This window comes from Arthrobacter sp. 3Tela_A (genome assembly GCF_049311025.1).
In the GTDB taxonomy this organism is placed as follows: domain Bacteria; phylum Actinomycetota; class Actinomycetes; order Actinomycetales; family Micrococcaceae; genus Arthrobacter_B.
The window spans coordinates 32,034-46,796 of sequence record NZ_JAXIOM010000015.1; the positions used below are offsets into that span (position 1 = coordinate 32,034).

Below are 14,763 nucleotides of genomic sequence, written 5' to 3' on the forward strand. Positions count from 1 at the left end.
CCCAGCGGCCGGCAGCCGGCCTTCCCCGGAGCGGGGCTGGCTCATGCCCGGGCCAGCAGCTCGCCGTTGGGCATGAGGAACCAGCCGTCAGCGGCGTCCGCCCAGCGCTTCCAGCCGTCCGCGATCCGGGCCAGGTCTTCCCGGGAGGCAAGGCCGCGTTCCAGCGCCTGCTCGGCGTAGGCCGAATGAAGCACCCGGTCAGCCCAGGCGCCGGCATGCCAGCGGCGCCGTTCGTCGGTGGCGTATAGCCAGTTCGACGACGACGGCTCCAGCTCGGTGAATCCGGCTTCCAGCGCCCACGCGATCAGGCGGCGTCCGGCATTGGGTTCTGCCTGGTTGCCGCGGGCGATCTGCTGGTACGTCTGCATCCATTCCTCCAGCTCCGGCACTTCGGGGTACCAGCTCATGGCGCGGTAGTCGGCGTCGCGCACCGCCACCAGGCCGCCGGGGCGGGTGACCCGGCGCATTTCGTGCAGGGCCGCCACCGGATCAGTCAGGTGCTGGAGCACCTGGTGGGCGTGCACTACGTCGAAGGTGTCGTCCGGGAAATCGAGGTCATAGACGTTGCCGGGCAGGAACTCCACGTTGCCGGCGCCGCGTTCGGCGGCCAGCGCACGCGCCTGCACCAGCACGTCCTTGGAGCGGTCCAGCCCGGTGACCAGTCCCGGTGCGGCCAGGGCCGCGAGATCCACGGTGATGCTGCCGGGGCCGCAGCCGACGTCGAGGATGCGCAGCCCGGGCTGCAGATGCGGGAGCAGGTAGGCGGCGGAGTCCGCCGCGCTGCGGGTGGCGTGCGCGCTGACTACGCTGCGGTGGTGTCCATGCGAGTACGTGTCCTGAGGCATAGCAGGACGATACGCGGACCCGGCCCGGTTTGGCTGCCGTGGAAGGCGCCGGAGGTCATGCTGTGTCACATGCCGCTTCCCTTCCCGCCGCCTCAGATTCCGGAAACCCCTTGTGCGCCGCACCGCGGCGGTGCCTTGATAGAACCCGGACGCGCGCAGGAAGGAACCCGCGGATGAAGGCCGTTGTCCTCTACGACTCCGCCTACGGCAACACGCGCCGCATAGCCGAAGCGATTGCAGGTTCGCTCGAGGGCGTGGACGCCAAGGCCACTGAGGTCCCCGGGTTCCACCCGGAAGAGCTGCGGCCCGGTGACCTGCTGGTAGTCGGAAGCCCGATCAACGGCTGGCGGCCAACCCCGATCGTTTCTGCGGCGCTTGAAGCGCTGGGCCGGGACCAGCTCCGGGGGATTAGGGCGGCCGCTTTCGATACCCGTGTCCGGCTGTTTATCCACGGTGATGCGGCCCGGAAGCTTTCCGATGAGCTCAGTTCCCGGGGAGCGGAAATCATCTCTGCTCCGCAGCCCTTCTACGTCAAAGGAACCGAGGGGCCGCTGCTGTCCGGTGAAGTTGAGAAAGCGGAGTTCTGGGCGCGTTCCCTGCTGCACGCCATGGGACGCTGATCCTGCAGCATAGTTGAGTCCAGTCCACTCAACTTTGTTGACAAAATGCAGGCCGGCGCTAGAGTTGAGTGTAGAACGCTCAATATGCGCTACGGGTGGCGCAGCAACAGATCCGGCAGCTTGCAGGCCGGATGCTGTTGCGGCGGCCATCGATTTCCAAGGAAAGAGGAAGCAAATATGTCACGTGCAGTAGGTATCGACCTCGGAACCACCAACTCCGTTGTCTCCGTCCTGGAAGGCGGCGAGCCCACCGTCATCGCCAACGCCGAAGGCGGCCGGACCACCCCGTCGGTTGTTGCTTTCGCGAAGTCCGGTGAGGTCCTGGTTGGCGAGATCGCCAAGCGCCAGGCCGTTAACAACATCGACCGCACCATTTCCTCGGTCAAGCGCCACATGGGCACCGACTGGAACGTGGACATCGACGGCAAGAAGTACACCGCCCAGGAAATCTCCGCCCGCATCCTGCAGAAGCTGAAGGCCGACGCCGAGGCGTACCTGGGCGAGAAGGTCACCGACGCCGTCGTGACCGTTCCTGCCTACTTCAACGACGCCGAGCGCCAGGCCACCAAGGAAGCCGGCGAGATCGCAGGCCTGAACGTCCTGCGCATCGTCAACGAGCCCACCGCCGCAGCACTCGCCTACGGCCTGGACAAGGGCAAGGAAGACGAACTCATCCTGGTCTTCGACCTCGGCGGCGGTACCTTCGACGTGTCCCTGCTGGAAGTCGGCAAGGATGAAGACGACTTCTCCACCATCCAGGTCCGCGCCACCGCCGGCGACAACCGCCTCGGCGGCGACGACTGGGACCAGCGGATCGTCGACTACCTGCTGAGCCAGGCCAAGGCCAAGGGTGCAGACCTGTCCAAGGACAAGATCGCCCTGCAGCGCCTGAAGGAAGCCGCTGAGCAGGCCAAGAAGGAACTCTCCTCGGCCACCTCCACCAACATCTCCCTGCAGTACCTCTCGGTGACCCCCGAAGGCCCCGTCCACCTGGACGAGCACCTTTCCCGGGCCAAGTTCCAGGACCTGACCAAGGACCTGCTGGACCGCACCAAGAAGCCGTTCCACGACGTCATCTCCGAAGCCGGCATCAAGGTCTCGGACATCGACCACATCATCCTGGTTGGCGGCTCCACCCGTATGCCGGCTGTCTCCGAGCTGGTCAAGGAACTGGCCGGCGGCCAGGAGCCGAACAAGGGCGTGAACCCGGACGAGGTTGTGGCCGTTGGCGCAGCGCTGCAGGCCGGTGTCCTGAAGGGCGAGCGCAAGGACGTGCTGCTGATCGACGTCACCCCGCTTTCCCTGGGTATTGAGACCAAGGGCGGCGTGATGACCAAGCTGATCGAGCGCAACACGGCCATCCCGACCAAGCGCAGCGAAACCTTCACCACCGCTGATGACAACCAGCCCTCCGTGGCCATCCAGGTCTTCCAGGGCGAACGCGAGTTCACCCGCGACAACAAGCCGCTGGGTACCTTCGAGCTGACCGGCATCGCGCCGGCTCCGCGCGGTGTGCCGCAGGTCGAGGTCACCTTCGACATCGACGCCAACGGCATTGTGCACGTCTCCGCGAAGGACAAGGGCACCGGTGCTGAGCAGTCCATGACCATCACCGGCGGTTCCTCCCTCTCCAAGGAAGACATCGACCGCATGGTCCGCGAAGCTGAAGAGCACGCTGCCGAGGACAAGAAGCGCCGCGAGGCCGCCGACGTCCGCAACTCCGCCGAACAGCTGGCCTACTCGGTGGACAAGCTGCTCACCGACAACGACGACAAGCTGCCCGAGGACGTCAAGTCCGAGGTCAAGGGCGACGTCGATGCGCTGAAGAAGGCGCTGGAAGGCACCGACAACGACGACGAGGTGAAGACCGCGTTCGAGAAGCTGCAGGCTTCCCAGACCAAGCTCGGCGAAGCCATCTACTCCCAGGCCCAGGCTGCCGGGGACTCGGGCGCCGGTGCAGCCGGCGGTTCCGCCGCGGGTGAAGGCGCAGACGGAACTTCTGCAGGCGATGAAGACATCGTGGATGCCGAAGTCGTCGATGACGAAGAAAAGAAGTAGCCATGGCTGCTGAGGACACCAACGGAAACCAGACTCCCGGCAACGAGCCGGAGGAAAACCTGGACCCCCAGTCACAGCAGGCAGGATCCTCCGAGGCGGGCGGCCAGCCCGCCGCGGAGGACGGCGCCGAGGGCGATGCACTGTCCCAGGCTGAGGAAATCCTGAACAGCGCCGGCGCCGAGGCACCGGCAGCTGCGGGATCCCCCGAAGCGGAGGAACTGCGCAACGACCTGCTTCGGCTGCAGGCAGAGTACGTGAACTACCGCCGCCGTGTGGAACGTGACCGCGACGTCGCCCGGGAAATGGCAGTGATCGGAATGCTCAATTCCCTTCTGCCCGTCCTGGATGACATCGAGGCAGCACGCCAGCACGGCGACCTCGCGGAGGGGCCCTTCGCCTCGATCGCGGTAAAGCTGGAAAACACGCTCAAGGGCTACGGCCTGACCCGGATCGACGAGACCGGCGTGGAGTTCGACCCGAACGTCCACGAAGCACTGATCCAGCAGCAGAGCCCTGACGTCACCTTCGACGCCGTTACGCAGATCCTGCGCACCGGCTACAAGGCGAACGAGAGGGTGCTGCGTGCGGCACAGGTGATCGTCTCCGTTCCGGAGCAGTAGCACTTTACGCCAGGGACCGCCGCTTCGGCGGTCCCTGGCGGCTCCGCATCGGAGCCGGTTTAAGCGTTGTTTATGCAAGACACAGGAAGGGGACACCAATTGGCTAGCCAGGATTGGGTCGACAAGGATTTCTACAAGATTCTGGGTGTTCCCAAGGACGCTTCCGACGCCGACATCAAGAAGTCGTACCGGAAGCTCGCCCGCAAATACCACCCGGACCAGAACCAGAATGATCCGTCCGCGGAGAAGATGTTCAAGGACGTCTCCGAGGCCTACTCGGTGCTTTCCGACGCCGAGGAACGCCAGCAGTACGACGCCATCCGTGCCATGGGCAGCGGTGCCCGGTTCTCGGCTGGCGGCGGCGGCCCCGCCGGCGGTGCCGGTGCCGGATTCGAGGACATCTTCGGCGGCCTGTTCGGCCAGCCGTCCGGACGTTCGCGCCGCACCACGTACAGCACCGGCGGCAGCAACATCCCGCCGGAGTTCGCCGATCTGTTCGGCGGCGGCGGTTTTGGCGGCGGCGGCGGCTTCGGCTCCGCTCCGCCCCAGAAAGGTGCGGACCGCACGGCCAGCACCACCATCTCCTTTGCGGGCTCCATCAACGGAACCGTGATCGGGCTGCGCGAGCCCAGCGGTGAAGTAGTTGAAGTCCGCGTCCCTGCAGGGGTCAAGGACGGGCAGCGGATCAGGGTGCGCGGCAAGGGCATGCCCGGCGCCGCCGGCAACGGGGACCTGATGGTCACCGTGCACGTTACCCCGCACGACTTCTTTGTCCGCGACGGCAACAACATCCGCATCCATGTTCCCATCACGTTCCCCGAAGCCGCGCTGGGGGCCACCATCGAGGTGCCCACACTCACCGCGGACAAGGTGAAGCTGAAGGTCCCGGCCGGCACGCCGTCCGGACGCACACTGCGGGTCAAGGGGCGCGGGGTACATACCTCCAAGGGCAACGGGGATCTGCTGGTGACAGTCGATGTTGCGGTTCCCTCCCACCTGAACAAGGATGCCAAGGCCGCCGTGGAAGCCTTCGCGGAGGCGACCAAGGGCGAAGACCCGCGGGCGGGCCTGGCTGCCAAGGCACGCCTGTAGGGCCTCAGCCCTGTCCCGCCGGGGCGCAGCTACTATAACGAGAACACCCAAGGAACGAAGGAGAGGGCAGTGGGCATAGACGTCAATGCGCCGATCTTCGTGATCTCGGTTGCCGCAGAGCTTGCCGACATGCATCCGCAGACCCTGCGGCAGTACGACCGGCTGGGCATCGTCAGCCCCAGCCGGGCTCCGGGCCGCTCCCGCCGGTACTCCCAGCGGGACATCGAGATGCTGCGGGAGGTGCAGCGGCTCTCCCAGGAGGGCGTCTCCCTCGAGGGCATCAAGCGCATCATGCAGCTGCAGCAGCAGGTGAGCGGACTGCGTGAACGGGTGAACCAGCTCTCCGCCGAACTGGACCAGATCCAGCAGCGCAGCTCCGACATGGGACGTGTGTTCGCAGCCGGCCTGGCCGGGGATGTCGTCACGCTCACCCGCGGACAGCGTCCCCCTGCCTCCAAGGCGCCGGCACGCACCGGACTGGCATCCCTCGTGGCCCGCAGCCGCCGGGTGATGGCGCTGCCCGCCGGCAAAGGAGCCGCAGTGGAAACCGAACTTGGCTACACCGCAGACCGCAGCGATTTCTTCCGCGCCAACTAGCGCTCTCCAGCGCAGGCCTGCGTCTGCGGGTCTAGCGGAAGCGGCGTCCCTGGTCCCTCCGGTTGGCCCACACAGCTCCCGCGCAGAGCAGTACGGTCCACGCCAGGAAGCAGAGAACCGACGTCGCTGCCAGATCCTCACCGGAGAGCGCCGAAACTGAAATGTCGCGGGCTGCCCGGGACGGCAGGAACTGCGAAAAGGTGTTCAGGCCGGGAGAGAAGATGGCCGGAGGCAGCATCATTCCGCCGGCGAAGGCCAGTGGAAAGAAGACCACCTGCGTCACCGCAATCGCCACCTTGGACGTGCACAGGTAGCCAATGAGCAGTCCCAGGAACAGGAACGGCAGCCCGCACAGCAGCCACACCACAACCGAGGCCGGTATCCGCCACCAGGACAGGGTGCCGTCCGTGTACAGCTGCAGCCCTGCCGTGGTGGTGGCCCCCACCACCAGCACCGGGATCAGCGCGAAGAAGGCGAACATCATGGCAGTCACCGCACGTGCCACCGTCGCGGGGAAAGCCCCGACCGGCAGCGTGCGCACGTAGCTGCTCCAGGGATTAGCCCGCTCCTCCGCCACGCCGATCCCGTAGTTGAACAGGAACGCGCTCATCACCCCGAAGACCGCCAGCTGGGCGATCGACATCAGCGACGCCTGGGGGTCGGAGGTCACCGCCGTCTGCGGCAGCACAAAGAACACCAGTGCCAGAGTGGGGAAGACGGTAGAGGACAGCACCGCCACCGGAATCCGCAGCTGCTCCAGGACCTGGGCGCGGGTGTGGATCCGGATCAGGGTGAAAAGCGGCTTGTTCGCCGGAACAGGCGTGCTGTGGGGAACCGCTGCGGTGCTGCTCATCGTGCTGCCTTCCTGTCCATGCTGCGGGTGTCCGGGGCCGGTGCAGCCCCGGAGTGGGTGAGGGAAATGAATGCTTCTTCCAGGCTCGCGGCGTGCACTTCGAGTCCGCGGAAATCCACCTCCCGGCGCACCAGCGTCCGCACGGTGGCATCGGCGTCGTGCGTGAGGACCGTGGTGGCACCAGAGGGGGACAGGCTCACTGAGACTGTCTCCGGCAGGGCTTCGAAGAACGACGCCGGACGCGCGGTGTGGAAGGAGACCCGGCTGACGCTGACCCGGCTGCGGATCTCATCCACCTGCCCGTCTGCGACCACGGCCCCGCCGTTGATCACCACCACACGGCTGGCCAGGGTCTGGATTTCGTCCAGGTAATGGCTGGTGATCAGCAGTGTTCCGCCCCCGGCACGGTAGTCCGCCAGACGCTCCCAGAGGTTCTCCCGCGCTTCGACGTCCAGTCCGGTGGTGGGCTCATCCAGGATCACCAGGCGGGGCCGGCCCACCAGGGCCAGGGCCACCAGGAGGCGCCGCTGCTGTCCGCCCGAAAGCCCGCCGCACTGCTTGTTGGCTGCCGGTCCCAGCCCGAACCCGTCCAGCAGTTCACCTGTGGGCACCGGGTCCGCGTAGTGCGAGCCGACGAAGTCCACGGTTTCGCGCACCCGCAGGGTGGCCGGAACCGACGTCGCCTGCGGTGTGGTTCCCAGCAGCTGGCGGGCCAGCGGGCTCCGCGGATCGCGCCCAAACAGTTCGACACGCCCGGAGTCAGGTTGCCGGAGTCCGCTGAGCAGGTTCAGCAGGGTTGATTTGCCCGCACCGTTTGGGCCCAGCAGACCTACCGTTTCTCCTGCCGTGACGGCGAAGTCGATGCCGTCCAGGGCTGTCACAGGGCCGTAGCTCTTGCAGACACCGCAGGCACGGGCCAGGACGTCGGGGAGGGGAGGGGAAGGAATGGTCATGGCAGGTAGCTCCTGAGGGCGTTGGTGGCGCTTTGGGCTAGGTGAGGCCGGAGAGCAGGTCGTGGAGGTTCCTGCGGTAAAGGGCGTAGGCTGCTTTTCCCTCCGGAGTGATGCCGACGTAGGTGGCGGGCGTTCGGCCCTCGATGGTCTTGGTGACCTCCACATAGCCGGCGGTTTCAAGTTTCCGCAGGTGCGTGGAGAGGTTTCCGGCGGTCATTTCCAGCATTTTTTGCAGTTTGGTAAAGGCGATTTGGTTGTTCTCGCCCACTTCATTGAGTGTCGTCAGAGTCCGCAGCCGGGACTCGGCATGGATGACCGGATCAAGTTCAGGCACGGGCCGGTCCTTTCCTGTGCCTGCGGTTACGCAGGTATTCCACACCAGCACCGGCCAGGAGGCCCGTGGCACCCAGGAAGAGGAAGACGGCCAGGAAATGAGCCGGTCCCGAAACCAGTGCGGCCGTGGTAACAACCAGGAGCCAGATCCCCAGGTAGGACTGTGCTCGGTCATTAAAGGCAGCACCACCAGTGATGTACAGGAGCCCCACAACGAGGACAGCGATCGAGTTGATCAGTAGTCCGCGGAGCCAGAAGTCATCAACCGCCCTGCTGATCACGGCGCTAAGGGTACCCACGACAGTGAACCCCAGGGCCCAGGCAGCCCCATACATCCGTCCCTGGAAAGCGGACTGTCCCCGAATGCCCCGGCTGCTGCGGGTGAAGATGACAACAGTGGACACGGTGGCCGCAGCAAGGGCAGTGGCCATGACGATCAGTGCGGAGGCCGGTTCGAGGGGCAGCCATCCCTGCTGGGCTCCCCACAGCGAACCGTAGCCAATGATCCAGGCAAGGCCCCAGAGCAGGTAAACCAGCGCGGTGTTTCCGTCGAGGGTCCGACGGGCAGAACGCTCTGCGTCCTGGACCACGCTCAGCGCGGCGTGCAGGTCCATGGCCTCGGCCGGGGCCTGGCTGTTTGTTCCGCTGACGGACTCTGTGGTTGCCGCGGATGAACCCGGTGCGGCGGCGTCAGACCGGCCGTTGCGGAAGGAATTCTCGTTCATGCAAAGTAGTTTGCGGTACAAACCTGATGTTGGCAAGAGGTGCCAACAAAAAACAGGGGAGCCGGTGCCGCGGCACCAGCTCCCCTGTTCGACGCGGGTTTCCTGTTTCTAGTTCCGGGACTCTTCCGGTACTTCAGTTGTCTCGCTGAAGTCCAGGGTCGGCGTCGGGCGCCGGAACAGCCGGGTCAGGTAGATCAGGTGCAGCAGGCCCAGCCCCACCCAGATAAGCCCCACCACGAAGGTTGTGGCGGAGAGCGACGTCCACAGCCACAGGCACAGGGCCACACCGATCAGGGGCACCACAATGTACTTCACGGCGTCCATCCCGGCGCGCCGGCCGTTGTCGACGGCGTAGTGCTTGATGACGGACAGGTTCACGAAGGTGAAGGCGATCAGGGCGCCGAAGCTGATCATCGAGGAGGCCAGTTCCAGGCTAAGCACCAGGGCCACCAGGGAGACGGCGCCGACAATGAGGGACGCCGAATAGGGGGTCTTGAAGCGCGGGTGGATTCGTCCGAAGAGTCCCCGGGGCAGCGTGCCGTCCCGGCCCATGGAGAGCAGGATCCGGGACACGGAAACCTGGGAGGCCATAGCGGAGGCGATGCACCCGGCTACGTACGCAGCGGTGAAGAACGTGCTCAGGAAGCTGCCGCCAACATGGACCATGACGTCAACGGCCGCGGAGTCGGGGTCCGTGAAGGACATCCAGTCCGGAAAGGCGACGTGGCCCAGCCAGGACAGACCCAGGTAGATGGATCCGGAAAGCACGGTGCACAGCAGGATGGCGCGCGGAATGATCCGGCGCGGATCCCGGGTTTCCTCGGCCAGGGTGGAGACGGCGTCGAAGCCCAGGAAAGACAGGCAGAGGATCGCGGCACCGGCGAAAATGGTGCTCGCGTCAAAGCCGTCGCTGTAGAACGGTGCCAGCGGGCTGATCGGCTCGGCGTAGCCGGCGTAGGTGCCCAGTGACATCACCAGGAACACGCCGATGAACACGGCCTGGGCGGCGATCAGGATCATGTTGGCGCTGGCTACCAGCCGGATGCCGATGACGTTGAAGGTGGTGACGACGGCGATGGCAGCGACCACCCAGATCCAGGCGGGGATGGCGGGGAAGGCGACTCCCATGTAGATCCCGATGACCATGTAGTTGAGCATCGGCAGGAACAGGTAGTCCAGGAGCAGCGCCCAGCCGGCCAGGAAACCCGTGGAGGCACCAAAGGACTGCTGTACGTAGGTGTACGCGCTTCCCGCAACGGGGTAGGCCCGGACCATGTTCGCGTAGGCGACCGCGGTGAAGATCATGGCGACCATGGTCACCACGTAGGCGGCGGGAAGGTGTCCGCTGGTGAGCTCGGTGACGATGCCGTAGGTGGTGAACACCGTCAGCGGCACCATGTAGGCGAGTCCGAAAAACACAACCGAGGGAAGTCCCAGGGTGCGCTTGAGCTGTGGTTTACGGATTCCCGCCGGTGCGGTTTGGGGATTTGCCATCCGATTTCCGTTTCTGTGGGGGCCAGGAAACTGGCAGGGGAGGAAGAGAGTAGTGAGGCAGTCCGAACTACGCCAGAGCGGAATGGACAGGTTTTCCGTCCACTATCGTCAGCAGCACCGGCAGCTCGGGGAGGGCATCGCCTTCGGTCTCCGCCGGATCTTCGGCAAAGAGCACCAGGTTTGCTTTGGCGCCGGTCCGAATGACGCCCAGGTCATGACGGCCCAGTGCTTCGGCGGCCCAGCGGGTGTAGCCAAGCAGCGCTTCGTAGCCGGTGAGCCGCTGGCCAGGCTCAAAAACCGGTGCGCCGGGTCTGCCCGGTGTGCGGCGCAGCCGCGCCCAGGCCATGCCCAGCCGCGGGTCGTACTGAGCCACGGGCCAGTCGGAGCCCAGGGCAACGCGGCCGCCTGCCGCAAGCACGTCCCTGACCCGGAACGCCCCGTGGTGTGAGCGGTGCGGGCCGAGCCGGGAGGCCCAGGCGTCGCTGCCGTCGCCGGCCCGCCACTGCATGTGCAGCGGCTGCATCGAAGCGACGACGCCGGTCTCCGCCAGGTTCGAAATGTCCGCGTCGGTCAGGACTTCCAGATGTTCAATCCGGTTGGGCGCACCCCCGGGTGAGGCCGTGCCCACACGCTTGTAGGCCTCCAGGATCTGTCCAACTCCGGCGTCGCCCACAGAGTGCGTGGCGATCTGGTAGCCGGCCTCGATGTACCGGCCGGTGACTTCCTCATACCGGTCCAGGTCTTTCCAGAAGGAGTGGGTGCCGGTGCCGCAGGTGTCCGGTTCGTTCAGCCAGGCGGTTCCGGACTCGATCACGCCGTCCAGGAACATCTTGATCAGCTGAACCCGGTACCCGCGGCCGCTGCGTCCCAGCTGGGAGATGATCTTCTCGACCCGGTCATCGCCATCGCCGGGCTGGTGCCACATGGCGATGTGCAGCTGCACGGAGAGGTCCCCGTCCTGTTCCATTTCGGCAAGCAGGTCCAGATGCTTGTCCCGGCCGTCCATCACGACGGCGGAGGTGATACCCGCGGAATTCAGCGTGGCAAAGAGGTCACGCAGGCGGGCGATGTACTCGGCCTGCGGGATCGGGGGAACGGCGTCGAGCAGCAGCAGGTAGGCGGGGATTTCACGGAGCTCGCCGGTGGGCACGCCGTCCTCGTCCAGGACCACCAGGCTCGCGTCGTCGAATGTTTCGTCGCCGGTGATTCCGGCGGCTGCCAGCGCGGCCGGGTTGCCCAGCCCGGTGTGGAGGTCATAAAGCACGACGGCGAGCGGGCGGCCGCCGAGGACGTCGTCGAAGACATCTCCGCGCATCGGCGTGTCGAAGATGTTGTGGTCAAGGTTCCAGGCACAGACCCAGGCCCCTTCCGGCAGCTGGTCGGCCTCCCGGGCCAGTGCCGAACGGACGCCCTCGAAGTCCAAGCCGTACAGGTCAACGCCGCGGGTCAGTTCGATGCCCCAGATTGGGTGCATGTGGGAGTCGATGAGCCCGGGGACCAGTGCCGCGCCGCCGGCGTCGATGACCCGGGTATCCGGGCCTGCGAGGGCCAGCACTTCCGCATCGGAGCCTGCCGCGGTGATCCGGTCCCCGGTGACCGCCACGGCGGTGGGTCCGGGGCCGGCCCCGGCCTCTTCAGGCGAAGCGTGCTCCATGGTGCGGACCAGGGCGTTGTGGATGATGAGATCTGCCGTCATGGCAGAAACCTAGTCCGCCCATGTTTCGTTTAGATGTTTTTTTCAAACTATTTCGTCAGGTTTCCGTCGTTTGGCGCCCTGTAAACGACGAAACCCCGCGCCAGCTGGCAGCGCGGGGTTCGGATTCGGGAGACCGTCAGAGTCGCCGGTAAGTCAGGTCAAAGATGAGCCGGCCGGCCTGGTGCGCCTTGTTCTCGAAGCTGGTGAGGGTCCGGCCTTCGAAGCGCGGCGCCCAGCCACCCAGGGTGTCGGGGTCGTCGCTGGCTTCCTTGCCTTCCAGGCCCTGGGTGCGGACCTTAGTCAGCGGGCTTTCCGCACCGGCGCGCTCGCCGGGGTGCAGGCTCTCGAAGGCGGGGGAGGCATCCAGGACTTCGCGCATCTGGACGGCATAGTCGGACCAGTCGGTCGCCAGCCGCCAGAGGCCGCCGGGAACCAGCGCACGGGCCGCGAGTTCGGCGAAGGTGTCCTTGACCATGCGGCGCTTGTGATGGCGCGTCTTGTGCCACGGGTCGGGGAAGAAAACCCACAGCTCATCAACGGAGCCTGCCGGAAGCATGGTGGTGAGGACCTCGGGGGCATTGGCCTGCACCACGCGCACATTCGTCAGGTTTTTCTGACCGATGCGCTGCAGGGTCTGAGCCAGGCCGGGCAGGTACACCTCGACGGCAAGGAAGTTCTTCTCCGGGTTCTGCTCCGCGGCATGGGTAATGGCTTCGCCCAGGCCGGAACCGATTTCGACGACGAGGGGAGCCTTGCGACCGAAAGCCGCTTCGGCGTCGAACACATAGTCCGGGTCCACCGAGGTGTCCGAATGCACACGCGGAACGTCAATGACGAAGACATCCGAGAGCTCATCCCAGGCCTGCTGGCGGCGTCCCTGCAGGCGTGAACCCCTGCGGACAAAGGACACCGGGGCCCGGAAATGCACGGCATCCGGGCTCTCGGACCCGTCGGCAGCGTCGGAAACGGGCAGGGCTGGGTCAGTAGTCATCACTGTTAATGCTAACCGTGTCCGGGCACGCCACCGTGTCCGGAATAAGCGGCCCTAATTAGGTAACTGGCGCTGATCCGGTAAACTGGGGCAAGTTGTTGCGACTGCCGCGCCTAAAAGCCGCGTGTGTAAGCAGCGCAACCTGCGTCGATGAACGCTTTCTTTTGTCCCGCCCGTTAGTTACGGGGCGGTGGACACTGTCTGACTTTTCTTCGGCGAACCCTCTGCGCCACACGGCATAGGGGGCCACTTACCGAAAGTTGCCTGTCTTTTCATGACCACTTTTGCTGCCCTTGGCGTACCCAAGGCACTTGTTTCAAACCTCTCCGCCCAGGGAATCGCAGAACCGTTCCCCATCCAGGTGGAGACCCTCCCTGACACCCTCAAGGGCCGGGATGTCCTGGGCCGCGGACGCACCGGTTCCGGCAAGACGCTGGCCTTTTCACTGCCGCTGGTCACCCGCCTGGCTGAAGCCGAGGCAGCTTACCGCCGCCGGCCGAACCGCCCGCTGGGCCTGGTGCTGGCACCGACCCGTGAACTGGCCACCCAGATCAACAACGTCATCGAGCCGCTGGCCGCCGAGCTGGGCCTGAACACCACCGTGATCTACGGCGGCGTTTCCCAGCAGCGCCAGGAAAAGGCACTCGGCGCCGGCGTCGACATTGTCATCGCCTGCCCGGGCCGCCTTGAGGACCTGATGAAGCAGAAGGTCATCAGCCTTGAGTCAGTTGAAATCACCGTGCTGGACGAGGCCGACCACATGGCGGACCTCGGCTTCCTCCCCGTAGTGCAGCGCCTGCTGGACCGCACCCCGGAAAAGGGCCAGCGCATGCTCTTCTCCGCCACCCTGGACAACGGCGTGGACAAGCTGGTCCGCCGCTACCTGTCCAACCCGCTGACCCACTCCGTGGACGAGCCGCAGGCAGCGGTGTCCACCATGGAACACCACGTGCTGCTGGTCCAGGACCAGACGGCCAAGAAGCTGCTGGTGAAGGAACTGGCGTCCGGCCAGGGCCGCCGCATCATGTTCATGCGCACCAAGCACCACGCCCGGAAGATGGCCAAGTTCCTCACGGACAGCGGCATCCCCACCGTCGACCTGCACGGCAACCTTTCGCAGAATGCCCGTGACCGGAACCTGGCCGAGTTCGCCTCCGGCGACGTCCGCGTCCTCGTCGCCACCGACGTAGCCGCCCGGGGTGTCCACGTGAACGACGTCGAGCTGGTTGTCCACATTGACCCGCCGACGGAGCACAAGGCATACCTGCACCGCTCCGGCCGCACCGCGCGTGCCGGTTCGGACGGAACCGTTGTTACGGTGACCCTGCCCGAGCAGAAGGGCGAGGTGTCCAAGCTGATGAAGGCTGCCGGCGTCGACGTCTCGATCGAGAAGGTCTCACACAACTCCCCATCCATCGCCAAGCTCATCGGTGAGCGCGCAGCCGTAGTGGAGCCGCACGTCCGTGCAGCCCAGCTGGCCGCGAAGTCCCCGCAGCAGGGTGCAGGACGCTCCACCGGCGCCAATGCCCAGCGCAAGCGCGCAGCCCGTTCCGGTACCGGTACCCGTGCCGGCGGACGCGGCGGTGCAGGCGGCCGTGGACGCGTCTCGGCCGAGCGCACGGCATCCGCTGACGCTCCCCGCGCCCAGCGCAGCCCCGAGGGCCGCCGCGGATCGGCTGCCGCAGCCACTTCGCAGGGCCGCAACCGCCGTCCCGCCACCGGCCAGCGCGCCGGAGACGTGGCAGCAACCGGCACGCACCGCTCCGGCGGCACCCGCTCGGCAGCCCCGGCAGGCAGCGGCCGTCCGGCCCGCTCGGCTGGGCCCCGCCGCGCAACGGCACCGGCATCGAACGAACGCCGCGGCCGCTAACCAAACGCGTAGCAAA

General features: G+C 66.1%; 14 protein-coding genes. 6 read left to right on the top strand and 8 right to left on the bottom strand.

The window, feature by feature from the left end:
• Positions 1-41: 41 nt before the first annotated feature.
• On the bottom strand, positions 42-845 hold the full coding sequence (locus TVC13_RS06775) for a methyltransferase domain-containing protein (protein WP_422400459.1): 804 nt from the start codon (positions 843-845) through the stop codon (positions 42-44).
• Positions 846-1,018: 173 nt separating this feature from the next.
• Here TVC13_RS06775 and TVC13_RS06780 point away from each other — a divergent pair, with 173 nt between their 5' ends.
• From TVC13_RS06780 to TVC13_RS06800, 5 genes are all read left to right on the top strand, one after another.
• Positions 1,019-1,465 (top strand): flavodoxin family protein, encoded by a 447-nt coding sequence (locus TVC13_RS06780; RefSeq protein ID WP_422400460.1) that lies wholly within the window; start codon positions 1,019-1,021, stop codon positions 1,463-1,465.
• Between the two features lie 177 nt (positions 1,466-1,642).
• Entirely contained in the window at positions 1,643-3,523 is a 1,881-nt protein-coding gene (gene dnaK, locus TVC13_RS06785; protein ID WP_422400461.1) for a molecular chaperone DnaK, read from the top strand.
• 2 nt (positions 3,524-3,525) lie between these two features.
• A complete protein-coding gene (locus TVC13_RS06790) occupies positions 3,526-4,143 on the top strand; it encodes a nucleotide exchange factor GrpE (protein ID WP_422400462.1) in 618 nt (205 codons plus the stop codon).
• A 99-nt stretch (positions 4,144-4,242) separates the two neighbouring features.
• Positions 4,243-5,235 carry a DnaJ C-terminal domain-containing protein gene (locus TVC13_RS06795; protein ID WP_422400463.1) on the top strand — a complete coding sequence of 331 codons (993 nt, stop codon included), beginning with the start codon at positions 4,243-4,245 and terminating at the stop codon, positions 5,233-5,235.
• Positions 5,236-5,310: 75 nt separating this feature from the next.
• Positions 5,311-5,832 carry a heat shock protein transcriptional repressor HspR gene (locus TVC13_RS06800; protein WP_422400485.1) on the top strand — a complete coding sequence of 174 codons (522 nt, stop codon included), beginning with the start codon at positions 5,311-5,313 and terminating at the stop codon, positions 5,830-5,832.
• A 31-nt stretch (positions 5,833-5,863) separates the two neighbouring features.
• On the opposite strand, the gene TVC13_RS06805 is transcribed toward TVC13_RS06800, so the two are convergent.
• From TVC13_RS06805 to trmB, 7 genes are all read right to left on the bottom strand, one after another.
• Positions 5,864-6,685, bottom strand: a complete 822-nt coding sequence (locus tag TVC13_RS06805) for an ABC transporter permease (RefSeq protein ID WP_422400464.1) — start codon at positions 6,683-6,685, stop codon at positions 5,864-5,866.
• Positions 6,682-7,638: an ABC transporter ATP-binding protein gene (locus tag TVC13_RS06810; protein ID WP_422400465.1), complete on the bottom strand. Its 957-nt coding sequence runs from the start codon at positions 7,636-7,638 to the stop codon at positions 6,682-6,684. The genes TVC13_RS06805 and TVC13_RS06810 overlap by 4 nt, the downstream gene beginning before the upstream one ends.
• 37 nt (positions 7,639-7,675) lie before the next feature.
• Complete coding sequence (locus TVC13_RS06815) at positions 7,676-7,972, bottom strand: transcriptional regulator (RefSeq protein ID WP_422400466.1); 297 nt, start codon at positions 7,970-7,972, stop codon at positions 7,676-7,678.
• Positions 7,965-8,696 (bottom strand): hypothetical protein, encoded by a 732-nt coding sequence (locus TVC13_RS06820; RefSeq protein WP_422400467.1) that lies wholly within the window; start codon positions 8,694-8,696, stop codon positions 7,965-7,967. Before TVC13_RS06820 ends, TVC13_RS06815 begins: the two co-directional genes overlap by 8 nt.
• A 108-nt stretch (positions 8,697-8,804) precedes the next feature.
• The gene (locus TVC13_RS06825) at positions 8,805-10,190 is read right to left on the bottom strand and encodes an APC family permease (RefSeq protein WP_422400468.1); all 1,386 of its coding nucleotides are present in this window, start codon (positions 10,188-10,190) and stop codon (positions 8,805-8,807) included.
• Positions 10,191-10,257: 67 nt separating this feature from the next.
• A complete protein-coding gene (locus TVC13_RS06830; RefSeq protein ID WP_422400469.1) occupies positions 10,258-11,886 on the bottom strand; it encodes an amidohydrolase in 1,629 nt (542 codons plus the stop codon).
• A 136-nt stretch (positions 11,887-12,022) separates the two neighbouring features.
• Entirely contained in the window at positions 12,023-12,877 is an 855-nt protein-coding gene (gene trmB / locus TVC13_RS06835) for a tRNA (guanosine(46)-N7)-methyltransferase TrmB (protein WP_422400470.1), read from the bottom strand.
• 274 nt (positions 12,878-13,151) lie between these two features.
• Between trmB and TVC13_RS06840 the strand changes: the two genes are divergently transcribed.
• Positions 13,152-14,747 (top strand): DEAD/DEAH box helicase, encoded by a 1,596-nt coding sequence (locus TVC13_RS06840; RefSeq protein ID WP_422400471.1) that lies wholly within the window; start codon positions 13,152-13,154, stop codon positions 14,745-14,747.
• Positions 14,748-14,763 lie beyond the last annotated feature (16 nt).